General features: G+C 29.4%; 12 protein-coding genes and 4 tRNA genes. 6 read left to right on the top strand and 10 right to left on the bottom strand.

Going from position 1 to position 15,501, the window contains the following annotated elements:
* Positions 1-65: 65 nt before the first annotated feature.
* The 3 genes from C4S77_RS02160 to C4S77_RS02170 all read left to right on the top strand — a co-directional run bounded on the left by C4S77_RS02160 (position 66) and on the right by C4S77_RS02170 (position 3,577).
* Positions 66-1,223: a VENN motif pre-toxin domain-containing protein gene (locus C4S77_RS02160; protein WP_105245750.1), complete on the top strand. Its 1,158-nt coding sequence runs from the start codon at positions 66-68 to the stop codon at positions 1,221-1,223.
* Positions 1,224-1,251: 28 nt separating this feature from the next.
* Positions 1,252-2,700, top strand: coding sequence for an OmpP1/FadL family transporter (locus tag C4S77_RS02165; RefSeq protein WP_105245752.1), 1,449 nt, complete (start codon positions 1,252-1,254; stop codon positions 2,698-2,700).
* A gap of 175 nt (positions 2,701-2,875) precedes the next feature.
* A complete protein-coding gene (locus tag C4S77_RS02170) occupies positions 2,876-3,577 on the top strand; it encodes a DUF421 domain-containing protein (RefSeq protein ID WP_105245754.1) in 702 nt (233 codons plus the stop codon).
* Between the two features lie 54 nt (positions 3,578-3,631).
* Here C4S77_RS02170 and C4S77_RS02175 read toward each other — a convergent pair.
* The 6 genes from C4S77_RS02175 to C4S77_RS02200 all read right to left on the bottom strand — a co-directional run bounded on the left by C4S77_RS02175 (position 3,632) and on the right by C4S77_RS02200 (position 6,396).
* Positions 3,632-3,703, bottom strand: a tRNA-Glu gene (locus tag C4S77_RS02175).
* A gap of 15 nt (positions 3,704-3,718) precedes the next feature.
* Positions 3,719-3,970: a 30S ribosomal protein S20 gene (rpsT, locus tag C4S77_RS02180; protein ID WP_105194155.1), complete on the bottom strand. Its 252-nt coding sequence runs from the start codon at positions 3,968-3,970 to the stop codon at positions 3,719-3,721.
* Positions 3,971-4,105: 135 nt separating this feature from the next.
* Positions 4,106-4,176, bottom strand: a tRNA-Gln gene (locus C4S77_RS02185).
* 45 nt (positions 4,177-4,221) lie between these two features.
* Positions 4,222-4,299: transfer RNA gene (locus C4S77_RS02190), tRNA-Val, on the bottom strand.
* Positions 4,300-4,401: 102 nt separating this feature from the next.
* Positions 4,402-5,625: a bifunctional folylpolyglutamate synthase/dihydrofolate synthase gene (locus C4S77_RS02195; RefSeq protein ID WP_105245755.1), complete on the bottom strand. Its 1,224-nt coding sequence runs from the start codon at positions 5,623-5,625 to the stop codon at positions 4,402-4,404.
* 9 nt (positions 5,626-5,634) lie between these two features.
* Complete coding sequence (locus C4S77_RS02200) at positions 5,635-6,396, bottom strand: class I SAM-dependent methyltransferase (RefSeq protein ID WP_105245757.1); 762 nt, start codon at positions 6,394-6,396, stop codon at positions 5,635-5,637.
* 217 nt (positions 6,397-6,613) lie between these two features.
* Between C4S77_RS02200 and nhaA the strand changes: the two genes are divergently transcribed.
* Complete coding sequence (nhaA, locus tag C4S77_RS02205) at positions 6,614-7,798, top strand: Na+/H+ antiporter NhaA (RefSeq protein WP_105245759.1); 1,185 nt, start codon at positions 6,614-6,616, stop codon at positions 7,796-7,798.
* Positions 7,799-7,823: 25 nt separating this feature from the next.
* Positions 7,824-10,742: a M16 family metallopeptidase gene (locus C4S77_RS02210; protein ID WP_105245761.1), complete on the top strand. Its 2,919-nt coding sequence runs from the start codon at positions 7,824-7,826 to the stop codon at positions 10,740-10,742.
* 402 nt (positions 10,743-11,144) lie between these two features.
* Here the strand turns inward: C4S77_RS02210 and C4S77_RS02215 are convergent, their stop codons facing one another.
* The 3 genes from C4S77_RS02215 to aroQ all read right to left on the bottom strand — a co-directional run bounded on the left by C4S77_RS02215 (position 11,145) and on the right by aroQ (position 13,387).
* A complete protein-coding gene (locus C4S77_RS02215) occupies positions 11,145-11,768 on the bottom strand; it encodes an L-threonylcarbamoyladenylate synthase (protein ID WP_105245763.1) in 624 nt (207 codons plus the stop codon).
* Between the two features lie 161 nt (positions 11,769-11,929).
* Positions 11,930-12,946, bottom strand: a complete 1,017-nt coding sequence (locus tag C4S77_RS02220) for an AI-2E family transporter (protein WP_105194149.1) — start codon at positions 12,944-12,946, stop codon at positions 11,930-11,932.
* A gap of 15 nt (positions 12,947-12,961) precedes the next feature.
* Complete coding sequence (gene aroQ / locus C4S77_RS02225; RefSeq protein WP_105194148.1) at positions 12,962-13,387, bottom strand: type II 3-dehydroquinate dehydratase; 426 nt, start codon at positions 13,385-13,387, stop codon at positions 12,962-12,964.
* 94 nt (positions 13,388-13,481) lie between these two features.
* On the opposite strand from aroQ, the gene C4S77_RS02230 reads away from it, so the two are divergent.
* A tRNA-Leu gene (locus C4S77_RS02230) sits at positions 13,482-13,565 on the top strand.
* A gap of 1,470 nt (positions 13,566-15,035) precedes the next feature.
* Here C4S77_RS02230 and C4S77_RS02235 read toward each other — a convergent pair.
* On the bottom strand, positions 15,036-15,479 hold the full coding sequence (locus C4S77_RS02235; protein ID WP_105245765.1) for a hypothetical protein: 444 nt from the start codon (positions 15,477-15,479) through the stop codon (positions 15,036-15,038).
* Between the last annotated feature and the right edge of the window lie 22 nt (positions 15,480-15,501).

Raw genomic sequence — 15,501 nt, forward strand, 5'->3', positions numbered from 1 at the left:
GTATTTTTAACAAAAATTTAATTTAGCAACAAAAATATAATATATAAACTACTAAAAAAAATATCATGAATAATATTAATAGTATATTAAAAAGATTTTGGTTAACGACAGGAGTTTTCTTTTTGTTAATTAGCCTTTTAATTTCATGTTATACGGGACAGTCTTATGCGGGAGAAGATAGTATTTATTACAATCCTAAAAAGAAAAATAAAACACAAAAATCTTATGATTATGTATATAACGATAATCAACCATCTGGAAGTTCTGACGAAGTAAGGATAGGGAAACGTTATATTGACCCTACAACCAAAGCAAGTGATTTATTATATGATGATGCATCTAATAATTCTAATGTTAATAGTAATCGTTCGTCTTATCAGAGTAATGACGTTTGGGGTGATGATGGAGGAACAGTAGTTAATAATTATTATTATGGTGGTGGTTATTATCCATATTTTGGCTCTTATTATTGGGGAGGCCCTTGGGGATTTAACAGCTATTGGGGACCTTATGGCGGATGGAATTGGAATGTTTCTATAGGATGGAGCTGGGGCTGGTCCGGTTGGGGCTGGGGAAATTCTTGGGGACCATCTTGGGGTTGGGGATATCCTTCCTATTGGGATAGGTGGCACCATGGATATTGGGGATGGAATAATCCTAGATATTATGCCAATTATGGTCCAAGACCAACAAGTATGGTATATGGAAGAAATTCCTCATATCTTGACCAATCTTATTCATCTGTACGAAGCAGACAACTACAAGATGTTCAACGACAAACTGTGCGTAATAATGTTATTTCTGGTAGTAGAGGCGGTTTAGTAAATGGATCTAGAAATAATGCTATATCTGGGTCAAGAATAGGAAACACATCTAGAGACAAAAATGCTTTAAGTACTTCTAGTTCACGAAACAGTGGAATAAATAATAATACTTCAGGAAGAGCAAGAATTAGTTCCGATGTAATAGGAGGCTCTCGAAATGGAACATTCAGTGGCAGCAGAAACAGCTCCATTGGTTCATCAAATAGGGAAATGTCTGGAACATCTCAACCATCAAGAAATTATAATTCAGAAAGTCGTTCTGTGCCGTCATATTCTCCTTCTTCAGGAAGCAGAGGAGGCTCAATAGGAGGAGGTTCATTTGGTGGAAGTAGAGGAGGTTCTATAGGAGGAGGTTCATTTGGTGGAAGTAGAGGAGGTTCCATTGGAGGAAGAAGATAGTAAAAATTATTAAATATTTTAATTAGCTATGAATAAAAAAATAGTACTCTTTACTGCTTTATTAGCAATGTTTCAGTATGGAAAATCTCAGATTTTTGACCCAAATTCTATATATGATGGATTAAATGCATATAATGGAAATTTTGAAAATTCTGGGACAGCAAGGTATATAGGTATGGGAGAATCTATGGGAGCTTTAGGTGGAGATATAAGCGCTGTAGAAACCAATCCTGCTGGATTAGGAATATTTAGAAATTCTGTTGCAAATTTAACATTGGGTGTTTTATCTAATAAAAATAAAGCAACTATGAAAAATTCATATTCCAATACCGATACAAATTTTAACTTTTCTAATGCTGGATTTGTTATGGCATTTGGTGATGAATCAGATCGTCTCAAATTAAATTTAGGAGTGAATTATAGTTATCAGAGATTAGATAATGATGTAGTTTTTCCATATAATGAAAATTATGTTTATACTATAAACAATCAAGAGTTTGATTTTAACAGTTATGAACAATCTGTAGACGGATATAAATCCAAATTAAAATTTAGTATTGCTACTAATTTTGATGATGTTATTTATTTTGGTTTAGGATTAGATTGGCATTATATAAGTATGGATAGAATGGATAGTTATTCAGATAGGTTGCTTTCTGATAATAATTTAGGTTATTTTTATCGACAAGGAACACCATATTCTCAAGATGCCAATGGTTTTGGTTTATCTGTAGGGGTAATAGGAAAAGTTTTTCCTGAATTAAGATTAGGAGCAGCTTATCATTCTCCGATATGGTGGTCTGACATAGATACAGGTTATAATTATTTTACAGCAGAAGTTTCTAAAGATAATGTTTTAAATTGGGATATTTATTATGGTTATTATGATAAGTATAAAGTTACAGCACCTGGTAAATTAGTTTTAAGTGCAGCTTATGCATCCGACATTGTCAATGATGATAATTCGTTAGCTTTTAACTTTGACTTTATAAATTATTTTAATAAAGATTATGAATTTAAAGGCAGTCCCGATTATAGGTTAAATAATACTTTTGTCGATAATTATATGCATGATTCTCAAGAATATCGTGCAGGTATTGAGTATAGATTTAAAGAGTTAAAAGTAAGAGCAGGGTATGCTTATATGTCATCTCCTGTAAAAGATAACACTATAACAGGATTTAATTATGAAACAGGGACAGATTCAATGGTGAAAAATTATATGGCAGGTGAAAAAAATAAATTTTCTTTCGGTTTAGGTTATGATATAGGACAATTTTTTGCAGATTTTGCATATCAGTTTATAAAAACAGATTATTATACTTCTTTTTCAGGAGCTTATTATAACAACAAAGAAATAAGAAATTTTGGACCTGGTTCTGAAGGTCCATTATCTCCAATATTTGATAGTGTAACCTTTGGTAAAATAAAGAATACGCAAAATAATTTTGTTCTTACTTTGGGGATGAGATTCTAATAATTTTAAAAATATAAAAAAACTCAGGTGATTTTCATCTGAGTTTTTTTTGTTTAATATGCAATATAATTATATTATGTTTATCTTAATTATTATATTTGCGTACATATTTATTTATAATTCAATAAACATATATTATTCAGGAAAAATATGTTAAACTGAAATTTTTTTTATTATGCTAGAAAGTACGTTAAATTACATAGATATACCAAAAAACTTATTGATAGGATTTAAACTCATTGTGGCATTCATTGCCATTTTAGTGTATATAAAAATTGTTGGTAGGACTATTTTAAATCAAGTTTCAGGTATTGATCTAGTACAGAATATTATTTTAGGAGGTCTTGTAGGAGGAATTATTTATAATCCGGATATAACAATTTTAGAATTTGCTATTGTCTTATTTATGTGGACTTTGATTATATATATAGTTGCTTATATAATGAAAAGAAATGGTTTAATCCGTAAAATGGTAGAAGGTCCAATTATTCCCTTAGTTATAAAAGGAAAGTTAAATGTAGAAGGGTTTAAAAAATCTAAAATTGATTTATTGACCTATGCAAATATGTTGAAAAGCAAAGGTATATATGATATTTCAAAAATTTATTTTGCGCAATTAGAACAAGATGGATCTCTTACAGCCTTTACAGATGATTTTGATCAATATACAGTTTTATTAGTTATAAACGGACGTATTAATCATGTATATCTTGAAGGAATAGACAAAGATGAAGAATGGCTGAAAAAAGAATTAAAAAAAGAGGGCTATACAGATATATCAAAAATATTTTTAGCACAATGGTCTAAAGACAAGTTTTACATTGTAACCAACCGAGATCAAAAGAAAATAAAAAATTCAGATGAAAAAATTTATTAGAAAAAATAGAATACAAAAAAATCACTTAATATACTTAAGTGATTTTTAATTAAGTAGCCCGTAGGGGAGTCGAACCCCTCTTGCCAGAATGAAAATCTGAAGTCCTAGCCGATAGACGAACGGGCCAATAGTTATTTTATATTAAAGAGCATTTACATGCTTGCTTAATTTCGACTTTAGATTGGCAGCTTTATTTTTATGAATTATATTTCTTTTTGCCAATTTGTCTATTTGAGAGAAGACAGATGGTAATTTTTCTACTGCAACGTTTTTTTCAGTTTCTTCTCTTAGCTCTTTTATAGCTGTACGAGTAGATTTATGATAATATTTATTGCGTAACCTTCTTACATGGTTTTGTCTTACTCTTTTTAACGCTGACTTATGGTTTGCCATAACTTTTTTTAAATTTTCTTTTTAAAATATTTAAAATCCACAACCTAACTACAGGTTCTTTTTTAATTTTGCGGTTGCAAATTTAATTTAAATTTATTTAATTACAAAATTTAAATTAATTTACTTATAAAAAAGTAGACCCACAGGGATTCGAACCCCGACAAACGGTACCAAAAACCGGTGTGCTACCGTTACACCATGGGTCTGTACCAATAAAAAAACCTTGACTGATTTAAGAGTAAGGTTTTTTATGGTGGGCGATGCAGGGTTCGAACCTGCGACCCCCTGCTTGTAAGGCAGGTGCTCTGAACCAGCTGAGCTAATCGCCCTCTTTAATCTAAACAAAATATGTTTAAGAACCTTGTGTAATTACTTTGTTTTGTAATTGGATTGCAAATATACGCTCATTTTTTATACTTGCAAATATTTTTTTAAAAAATTTCTGATACTACAAAATTACTTCCTCCGATAAATATAATATCATCTTTATCGGAATCATTTTTAGCATTTGTAAAGCCTTCAAGTACACTGTTATATATCTTATAATTAGAAAAATATTGTTCAATTTTCATCTTATATTGATTAGGACTTAAACCCCTTTTTATGGAAGGTTTCACAAAATAATAAATTCCATTTACAGGGAGTAAAGGAAATATTTTATCTAAATCTTTACCTTTTACAAATCCTATAACAATCCTTAAATGTTTATATGATAAAGTTTTAAATTGTCGAGATAATTGTTTGAAACCATCTTCATTATGTGCTGTGTCACATACAATTAATGGATCTTTTTGTTGGAGAATTTCCCATCTTCCTCTGAAATTCATGTTTTTGTTTACATGTAGTAATCCAATTTCAATGGCATGATTATTTATATTATAACCTTTTTCTTGTAAGATTTTAATAATTCCTAAAGTAGTTTTTATATTTTGAAATTGGTAAATACCTTTAAGGTCTGAAATGTAGTTGTTTTGTATTAGGGTAGCATCTAAGTGTTTAGCTTTTTTTTCTTCAGCAATGTTAATTAATAAAGATTTAATATTTTCTTTATTTTCACCAATAACTACAGGTATTCCCTCTTTAATAATACCTGCCTTTTCCTTAGCTATTTTTTCTAAAGTATCTCCTAATAAGTCAGTATGATCCATAGATATACTTGTAATAGCACAAACTTCAGGGATGATGATGTTAGTAGAATCTAAACGGCCTCCTAAGCCGACTTCTATGACTGCAATATCTACTTTTTCTTTTGCAAAATATGAAAAAGACATAGCAGTAGTCAGTTCAAAAAAAGAAGGATTAAAATCTTTTGAAAAATAAGATTGAATTTCAACAAGAAATTGATAAATAAATTCTTGAGGACATTCTTTACCATTTATTCGAATACGTTCTGCGAAATTTTTTAAATGAGGAGAGGTAAATAGCCCTACTTTATATCCGGATTCCTTCAAAATAGAAGCGGTCATATTAGAAACACTCCCTTTACCGTTAGTTCCTGCTACATGAATAGATTTAAATTTGTTTTGAGGGTTTCCCAAAATATCACATAATTTCAGAATATTTTCAAATCCGGGTTTATAAGCAGATTTTCCTATATTTTGATAGTTTGAAACCTGAGAATATAACCACTCCAGAATTTCTTCATAAGATATCATAAAATAATTTTATATTTTTTGTACAATCCCAATATATTTTCTTTCAAATTCTACAATTACAGCATTTAATTTATTTTCTTGAACCCAATCTATAAATGCAGAATTATCCCCAATATCATCACTGATAAAAAAACCTTTAGGAGAAATCTTATCCCAGATGATTTTATAAGCCCATATCCTTCCTTTATAACTTTTATCACTGTCATAATGTGCAACGTCAAAATGAGATTGTTGGGTAAAAATCTTTGGTAAAGATTCTTTATCTGCAAAACGAAATAATTTCCAATATTTACGTAATGAATCAGGAACTACACAGCCTACGAATTTATCATTATTTCTGTCTAAATAAGGCATATCCGAACTATATAAAATTCCTTCTCTTTTTTGTAAGGACAATAAAGCTGCTAAAGAGCTCCATCCGTAAGCAACTCCTGTTTCTAAAACATTTTTTGCCTGTGTATATTCACATATTCCATAAATTAAATCCATAGCTCCGGCTCCACCCATTTTTACCGGGCAATTTAATTCCATTTTTTTTGCTTCTTCTAATACCTTAGGGAATTCAGTAGATAAAGAAAAATGTGAATTTGTTATTTTTAAAATCGCTTCTTTTTGGCTTATAGCCATTTTTGCACACCAATTTTCCGCTTCTTTTTTTCCTTTAAAAGCACTTCCTCTATCAAAAATATTTTTATAAATTTTTCTTAATAATTCAGGGTATAATTGGGGTCTGACTAAGTAACCGAAAAAGGTTCTGAGAATTGTTAACATTTATTCAAATGGTTAAAATAATTTACAAAAGTAAGTAAATCAAATATAAACAACATCATCAAAATAATAATACCATTAAATACTAACTACAAATACTGAAAACTTAGGTGACGTTTTTGTATCTCAAATATTTATAAATACAGAAAGTTGTAAATTGCAGTTTTTATTATGTCATAACTAAATAGAAAAATAAAGTTTTATGTTTTAGTAATTTACAATGAATCGGCTTAGTAAATCATTTATAAATTTTTTTCAAAAAGAACAATCTACCGGAATATTGCTTATATTATGTACTCTTATTTCTTTGATCATAGCAAATTCACCTGTGCAGATTTTTTATTTGGAACTTTGGGAAATTCCGGTAAGATTACAATTTGGTGATTTTAATTTTTTTAATTTCCATGGAAAACCCTTGACGTTTGAAACGTTTATAAATGAAGCTTTAATGGCCGTATTTTTTTTATCTGTAGGCTTAGAAATTAAAAGAGAAATTTATGCCGGTGAATTAGCAAACCTCAAAAAAGCTTTGCTACCTATAATGGGAGCTTTAGGAGGAATGATCATTCCAGCATTTATTTATATGCTTTTTAATTACGGAACTCAAACACAATCAGGAGCCGGAATACCTATGGCTACTGATATAGCTTTTGCTTTAGGGGTTCTTTCACTATTAGGGAAAAGAGTTCCAGGGGCTCTTAAGGTATTTTTAACTGCTTTAGCCGTAATTGATGATTTTGGAGCAATTGTGGTGATTGCCTTATTTTATACTCAGGATTTGTCTGTACTTCATTTAAGTATTGCATTAATGATATGGGGAGTATTGCTTTTTCTAAATAAAGTAAAGATCTATTCTTTAATACCTTATTTAGTAGGAGGGATTTTTATGTGGTATTTTATGCTAAATTCAGGAGTTCATGCAACCATTTCTGGTGTACTATTAGCCTTTGCTATTCCATTTCAAAAAGGAGAGAAAAAAGTTAATTTTTCAAAATTGCAACATTCGTTACATCGACCGGTAAATTATATTATTCTTCCGCTTTTTGCATTAGCTAATACAGCTATTGTTGTGAATTCAGATATACAAAATATTTTTACTCAACGCTATAGCCAGGGTATTTTTTTTGGTCTGTTTCTAGGAAAACCTTTAGGAATTATGCTTTTCAGCATTTTAGCCTGTGTTGGTAAAATTTCTAAATTACCTGAAGGGGTTTTATGGAAACAAATGCTTGGGGTTGGATTTTTAGGAGGAATAGGGTTTACTATGTCAATATTTATTACCCTTTTGGCATTTGATCCTATATCACAACAGTATTATATAAATCATGCTAAATTTATCATACTTACAACTTCTTTATGTTCAGCATTCGTAGGTTATTTTTATTTAAAAAAAATATTATTCTAAAATCATAGTAAAATAACTAATTAATATGAAAAAATCAATTTTAGTTTTATTAATTACATATTATTCGGTCATCATGGCAAAAGCACAAAATTATTACACAGAAATTCATACAGATGCTAAGGGATATGCCTATGAAATAGTAAATGGGGATCCTTCAAAGTCTAGAGTATACACTTTAAAAAATGGATTAAAAGTTTATTTATCACAGAATAAAGATGAACCTAGGATACAGACCTATATTGCTGTAAGAACAGGATCGTCTAACGATCCTTCCGAAAATACAGGGTTAGCACACTATTTAGAGCATATGTTATTTAAAGGAACCAGTAAAATAGGAACTTTGAACTGGGATAATGAATCACAATTACTGGAACAAATTTCGGATTTATACGAAAAACATAAAAAAGAAACAGATCCTGAAATGAAGAAAAAAATCTATAAAAAAATCGATAGTGTTTCAAAAGAGGCTTCAAAATATGCAATTGCAAATGAATATGATAAAATGATTTCTAACTTGGGAGCAACCGGAACCAATGCCCATACTTGGTTAGATGAAACAATTTATAAAAATAACATTCCTGCCAATGTATTAGAAAAATGGTTGTTTGTAGAAAAAGAAAGATTTTCAGAATTGGTACTCAGACTTTTTCATACTGAATTGGAAGCAGTATATGAGGAATTTAACAGGGCGCAAGATAATGATGCCCGTTTAGTGAATTATGAACTAATGGATGCCTTATTTCCAACTCATAATTATGGACAGCAAACCACATTGGGAAAATCAGAGCATTTAAAAAATCCTTCTATGAAAGCAATTCATAAATATTTTAATACATATTATGTTCCTAATAATATGGCGTTGGTTTTAGTGGGAGATTTAGAGTATAATAAAACCATACAGCTTATAGATAAATATTTTGGTAGTTTCGAGTATAAGGAACAACCAGTAAAGAAAAAGGTAATAGAAAAACCGCTCAATCATGTTATAAAAAGAGTGGTAAAAAGTCCGACTTCAGAAAGGTTGCAGTTAGCTTTCAGAACTGAAGGCACAGGGAGTAAAGAAGAATTATATGTGCAAATGATAGATATGATTCTAAGTAATACCGGAGCCGGACTTATTGATATGAACATTAACCAAAAACAAAGGGCACATGGAGCAGGGTCTTATACTAGTATATTTAAAGATTATGGAATACATGTTCTCTATGGAGCTCCAAAGGAAGGGCAAACTCTAGAACAAGTACAGCAATTATTATTAGAACAATTAGAAGAAATTAAAAAAGGAAATTTTGAAGATTGGTTATTAGTTGCTATAGTAAAAGATTTAAAAACTAGACGATTGAGATCTTGGGAGAAAGCTAATGGGGTAGCAACTAAAATGTATAACGCTTTTATTCAAAAACAATCTTGGGAAGAGGTTTTAGGAGAAATTGATCAATTAAGCCAGATAACCAAACAGGAATTAATGCAATTTGCCAATAATTTTTATCAGAATAATTATGTGGTAGTTTTTAAAGAAAAAGGAGAAAACAATAAATTAATAAGAGTAGAAAATCCGGGTATTACCCCTATTGTTTTGAACCGTACAGATCAATCTCTATTTTACAAAGAATTTTCCCAGATTCCAGAAAAAGAAATTAAACCGGTATTTTTAGATTATAAAGCACTTATTAAAGTAAAAGAATTAGAGCATACCCCTTTTTATTTTATAAAAAATACAACAAATGAGTTGGCCGGACTTTATTTTATATATGATTTTGGAACAGATAATAATAAAGATTTAATTTTAGCTTTAAATTATCTTCATTTATTAGGGACTGATCGATATAGTAAATCCCAGCTGGAACAAGAATTTTATAAGGCTGGAGTTACTTACGATGTACAAGTATATAATGACAGAATATATGTTCACCTGAAAGGTTTGGAAGAGAATATCCCGCAAGGGTTAGATTTACTTGAGCATTTATTTTCTCGGGCTCTGCCGGATGCGGATGCCTATAATGATTATGTGAAAACAATTAAGAAAAGCCGAAAAAATTCTAAACTAAACAAACAATCTATTTTTAAAGCTTTAGCTATTTATGCTCAATATGGTAAATTTAACCGGATTACAAATAATATTTCTAAGGATAAATTAAAAAATAAAAATCCTCAGGATCTGGTAGATATAATTCATGATTTACATAATTATAAGAAAGAAATTTTTTATTACGGTAAAAGAATGTCAGTAGCTGAAAAAGCACTTTTAAAATCACATAATTTTGGAAAAGGTTTAACATATAAATCTCCAATAAAATATGAAAAATTATCATCTGACGGTACTTTATATTATGCACCTTATGATATGGTACAGGCAGAAATCTTATTTCAGTCTAAAGGGGATTTGTTTGATGTAGGAAAAATGTCTTTAGCGAGAGTTTTTAATGAATATTTTGGAGGGGGATTATCTTCAATTGTATTTCAGGAAATTCGTGAAAGCCGTTCACTAGCCTATTCAGCCTATGCAAATTATGCAGTTGCTACCAAAAAAGAAGATTATGATTTTATATCTTGCTATTTGGGAACGCAAGCAAATAAATTACCTCAGGCAGTTGAAGCTATGAGTGAACTGATGAATCATATGCCTGAGATAGATAAACAGTTTGAGAATGCAAAAAACGGAGCATTAAAACAAATTGCTTCGGACCGGATCACTAAATCCAATATATTTTGGTCTTATAGGGCAGCACGTAAAAGAGGGCTGGATTATGATATAAGAAAAGAAATATATGCAAAAATCAAAGAAATGAAAATGTATGATTTAAGAGATTTTTTTAATAAATATATAAAGGGAAAAAAGTATAATGTTTCTCTAATTGGAAAAAAAGAGAACTTGGATTGGAATGCTGTTGAAAAATTAGGAAAAATTAAAGAGTTGAGTATTAATGAACTTTTTAATTATTAAGTTCCAAATAGGATTTATAAATAAACCTACATACTAAAAATTAGTAGTAATCAAGAGTATATAAATCTTTTTTTGAAAAAATCAAGAGTACTATTACCTTATATATTATTCCATTTAAATTATAATTGGAAAAATGTAGATAAGATATATAAATGAAAAATTTATTAGCTAAAAATGGTTTAGCTTTTAATGATATTTCTTTGCCTGAATAAATAATTCGGGCATTTTTTTTCCTGCTGCCTTGATTTATATTTTATTGTTTTTAAAAAAAGAAAGGCTATTTAAGTTTGCTATACTAAAATGATTATTAACAAGTTTTATAGCTAGAATTGAAGTTCTTATAATGGGTATAAATTAAAGTTTTAGCTTAAAAAGTACTTGTTTGTTTTTTAGATGATTATATTATAAGTATGGTTCTAAAATTCCCTTTCCTTGCCTTAATATTACCGGGTTTCCAGAGGTTACATCTACTACAGTAGAAGCTGTATGATCACCCATTCCGCTATCTATAACCCAATCCACCAGTTTGTCATATTTTTCGGCAATTAATTCAGGATCTGTGGTATATTCAATAATTTCATCATCACTATAAGTAGAAGTGGAAGCAATAGGATTCCCCAATTTTTCTACAATCATTCTTGGAATAGGATTGTCTGGTATCCTTATACCTACGGTTTTTTTATTTTTGTAAATAGAGGGTAAATTGTTGGATGCATTAAGAATAAAAGTGAAGGGACCGGGTAGAGTTCTTTTTAATAATTTAAATATAGAATTATCGATAGGTTTGGAAAATTTAGCCAGATCACTCAAATCACTACATACAAAGGAAAATTGAGCCTTTTCTAGCTTTATGCCCTTTATTCTTGCCAGTTTTTCCATGGCTTTATGATTGAAAATATCACATCCTAGTCCATAAACCGTATCGGTTGGATATATAATAACCCCACCTTTTTTTAATATGGAAACTATTTGGTCTATTTGTTTTTCGGAAGGATTTTCCGGATGAATTTTTAATATTTTTGCCATAGTTTTTTACATTTTTAGGTTTTTAAGATATAAAATTTATTGTTGACATTATATTCATTTATATATTTAGTGCCAAGATAGATGGTCTTTAGGTTCATATAATAAATTATAACACTTTTTTATTTGGGAAATAACTTCAAAAAGTTTTTCAGATCATTAATTTAATTACTATCGCTAAATTCATCTGTGTAAACATCTAAAAGAAGAAAGAAAGAAGAGAGTAATATAGGTCCAAAAATAAGCCCAAGGAAACCAAAAATATTCATTCCGAAAATTACCCCGAAAACAGTAATCAACGGATGTACATTATCCAATTTTTTTAACAGGGTAAATCGGCAAATATTATCAATACTTCCAATAACCAGGATTCCATAAAGCACAACAAATACAGCCTGCCAGTTTTGTCCTGAAGTAAATAGTAAAATAGCTATTGGAATATATGCCAGGGCAGACCCTATAATAGGGATCATGGAAGCGAAAGTTGTTGCTGCAAACCAAAACCATAAATTGTCGACTCCAACTATGGCATATCCGATTACTCCAGCTATTCCTTGTATCAAAGCTACGGCCGGAATACCAATTGCATTAGATTGAATCATTGTTTTTAATCGTTGGGCTAGTTTTATACTATTATTGTCTTTTAAAGGAGACCATTTCATAAGGGTAGATTCCATACTTCGTATATTCATAATCATAAAAAAGAAGATGAAAAAAGAAAAAAAGAAAACGATTATAGAGTTTATGGTAGAATTTAATACATCAGGAATAAACTTGCTTGCCCATCCTGTAAACTCTATAATATTCTCTTTACTGAAGAGATTAAAGCCATAATGGACTTGCAAGTCATTTAATATTTTATTTAAAGAAATACTAATTTTTTCACAATAAGAAATGGCCGTCTGCACTTTAGAGTAGGTCAGTTCGATAAGTAGATAAACAGGAGCGGCAATAATTAATAGGGCAAGAACGAAAATAAGTATAAATGCCAGCCAGGAATTCCACTTTTTTTTCTCAGTTAAGTAAAGAAAAAAATTTCTTGTTATAGCATATAGGGTAACAGCTCCTAGCAAACTAGGTAAAAAAACAGCCAATTGGCTGATTATAAGTATAAACAGGGCAATAATGATTAATATAAATAATATTTGATGTATTACCTTGGCGCTTATTTTATTTTTCATGACTACAAAGATTTATTATTTTGTATTCTTTATAAATGTATGAATTGCATCTTCATATCCGGATAGTCCTTTACCTTTGATTTGAGCAATGCAAGCAGCAGAGGTAACGGAAACCTTACGGAAGTCTTCACGTTTATCAATATCAGAAATATGGATTTCAATCGCCGGAGTGGTTACGGCTTTTAATGCGTCATATAAGGCATATGAATAATGGGTAAAGGCTCCGGGATTAATTACGATTCCTTGATAAGAAAAACCGATTTCATGAATTTTATCAATCAGAGTACCTTCGTGGTTAGATTGGAAATATTCTAATTCTACCGCTGCGAATTTTTTTTGAAGGGAAGAAAAATAATCTTCAAAGGTAAGAGATCCGTAAATTTCAGGTTCCCGTTTTCCCAACAGATTCAAATTAGGGCCGTTAATAATTATAATTTTCATCTTTAAAATTTATACGAATATATAAAAGAATAAAATAAGGAGATAATTTTGATAAGAAAAAAATAAATAAGTATATTTGCCTCCCTGTTTACTTGCCCGGATGGCGGAATTGGTAGACGCGCTGGACTCAAAATCCAGTGATAGCAATATCGTGTGGGTTCGATTCCCACTCCGGGTACAATAAAAACCCCTGTTAATAAAATCATTAACAGGGGTTTTTAAAAAGGAAGTAATTTTACTGTCATTTTTCCTTATAATTATCTCTTATCTTTTCATTCTAAAGAGTTTATAGTCTTAGGTTTAGGTGGTTTTGGAAATTCATACTCTTTTTTATTTCTAAATATTGAATTTAAATTTTCTTTATAAAGATATAGTAAGCGATCTTGTGTTATTTTGTATGCTATTCCTTTTGTAATTATTATCAAATTTATCATTTATAACTGGAGATGGATTTTTGTAGGTATTAGTATGGGTTGGGAGTAATATATTATATTTCAAATTGTGTGGTTGAGTAATAATTATTGTATTGGTTTTGTAAGTAAAAAAATCTACTTTGTCGACATTGGCCATTATTTTAAATTTATCTTCATATAAACTATCTCTTCTAAAAAAAATATAAAATATAGAATATTTTTTTAGTAATGGAGTTTTTTCTTAATACATCTACACCTTTCACTACTTGATTATAGATTTTATCATTTATAAAGAATTTATTTTCTATTTTTTTCTTGTAAAAAAAATAGAAAATAATACTGTTATGGGTAATATATAATTCATATTAATCATTTTTTAGCAAGACTTAGCAAATTTAGTTTTTTCTATACTTTTTTATAAGAAGTAACCAAGTCACAGATAATAGTTTCTTCTTGTGGATTGTTTTTTGTTACAATTATACATTTATTCTCTTTTACATTTCCTTTATTATCAGTAGTATAAAGTTTATCAAAAATATCATTTGTTTTCCTAATCAATACTATTCTTCCATCTCTTTCTAACTTTTAATATGGGGTAAATAGTGATATTTGTCGCGTAAGTATAAGGTTAGTATCCACGATATTGTTTTGCCAACGTGTCTAAGTTAAACCATCTTCCGATTGCTGGATCATAATTTCGAGCCCCTTAATCGTATATATTAAGTCCGATTTCATTTTGCCATTCCTTTCCATTGTATTTAACTAATAGTTGCAGGTTATTATTGTTAAAATATAATCAATATTTCCAAAAAGGATTATTATTTCGTTTACCACATTTTGGGCAAATAATAATTCCTGCATTAGAAACTACCTCCCATGCTTCATCAAAGTAATTGCAAAATACTTAATTATCACTAAATAACCTTTGTTGTATGTCTTTTATCTTGTATTTTACTTTCATATGTTTATTATAAAAAAACAGTATTACATAAAATATTTACGATATCCCATAATTAAAGCCATAATAACTAATCCGATTATGAGTGCTGTATAATAATTTCTAGTAGAATTGAACATTTTATCTATTTCATGCTCTTCTTTTTACTATTTAAAATCTCGGAAAATTTCACTTTTTTTCCTCTTAATCGTAAATACAAGTATCGGATTCCTGCTCCTAAGTAAGTGGTTAATTCTCTACCTAATATTATGTCGAATATATGCATTAGTAATCTATTTTAATAATTCAGCTTACTTAAAATATTTTCTTTAAAAACTTGCTTTATTTGTTTATTTTCTTCCTTGGTTAAATCTTTAGTATTTACTGTTTTCCAATTACCTAAACCTATTCCATCCCTTACGGCATCTAAAGCGAATACTGAAATATTACAAACATCATCCTTCCAAGGCCTTGTCCAACATGAAAAAACCTTGTTTTTACTTGTTAAATAAAAATAAACACGATACACATGTGAACTTCTATGATCTTCCAAATTAGGTACTTTATATTCAGGATTATTTTCTTTAAATTTATTAATTCTATCAATTAATTCTAACTCGTTCATTTTAACAATATATTTTTCAGAATAAGGATAACTACCTGCTGAAATTTTATTTATATTATCACACGATTGAATAATAAAAATTAAACTCAAAAATACTAAACTAAATATACTCTTCATATATAAATTATTTTGATACATT

The sequence above is a fragment of the Apibacter adventoris genome (assembly GCF_002964975.1).
GTDB classification, from domain to species: domain Bacteria; phylum Bacteroidota; class Bacteroidia; order Flavobacteriales; family Weeksellaceae; genus Apibacter; species Apibacter adventoris.

Coding starts and splice junctions, on each gene's coding strand:
- C4S77_RS02200 (WP_105245757.1), bottom strand. CDS start 6,396: ATGTTAACAATTCTCAGAACCTTTTTCGGTTACTTAGTCAGACCCCAA.
- rpsT (WP_105194155.1), bottom strand. CDS start 3,970: ATGGCAAACCATAAGTCAGCGTTAAAAAGAGTAAGACAAAACCATGTA.
- C4S77_RS02210 (WP_105245761.1), top strand. CDS start 7,824: ATGAAAAAATCAATTTTAGTTTTATTAATTACATATTATTCGGTCATC.
- C4S77_RS02220 (WP_105194149.1), bottom strand. CDS start 12,946: ATGAAAAATAAAATAAGCGCCAAGGTAATACATCAAATATTATTTATA.
- C4S77_RS02165 (WP_105245752.1), top strand. CDS start 1,252: ATGAATAAAAAAATAGTACTCTTTACTGCTTTATTAGCAATGTTTCAG.
- aroQ (WP_105194148.1), bottom strand. CDS start 13,387: ATGAAAATTATAATTATTAACGGCCCTAATTTGAATCTGTTGGGAAAA.
- nhaA (WP_105245759.1), top strand. CDS start 6,614: ATGAATCGGCTTAGTAAATCATTTATAAATTTTTTTCAAAAAGAACAA.
- C4S77_RS02160 (WP_105245750.1), top strand. CDS start 66: ATGAATAATATTAATAGTATATTAAAAAGATTTTGGTTAACGACAGGA.
- C4S77_RS02235 (WP_105245765.1), bottom strand. CDS start 15,479: ATGAAGAGTATATTTAGTTTAGTATTTTTGAGTTTAATTTTTATTATT.
- C4S77_RS02215 (WP_105245763.1), bottom strand. CDS start 11,768: ATGGCAAAAATATTAAAAATTCATCCGGAAAATCCTTCCGAAAAACAA.
- C4S77_RS02195 (WP_105245755.1), bottom strand. CDS start 5,625: ATGATATCTTATGAAGAAATTCTGGAGTGGTTATATTCTCAGGTTTCA.
- C4S77_RS02170 (WP_105245754.1), top strand. CDS start 2,876: ATGCTAGAAAGTACGTTAAATTACATAGATATACCAAAAAACTTATTG.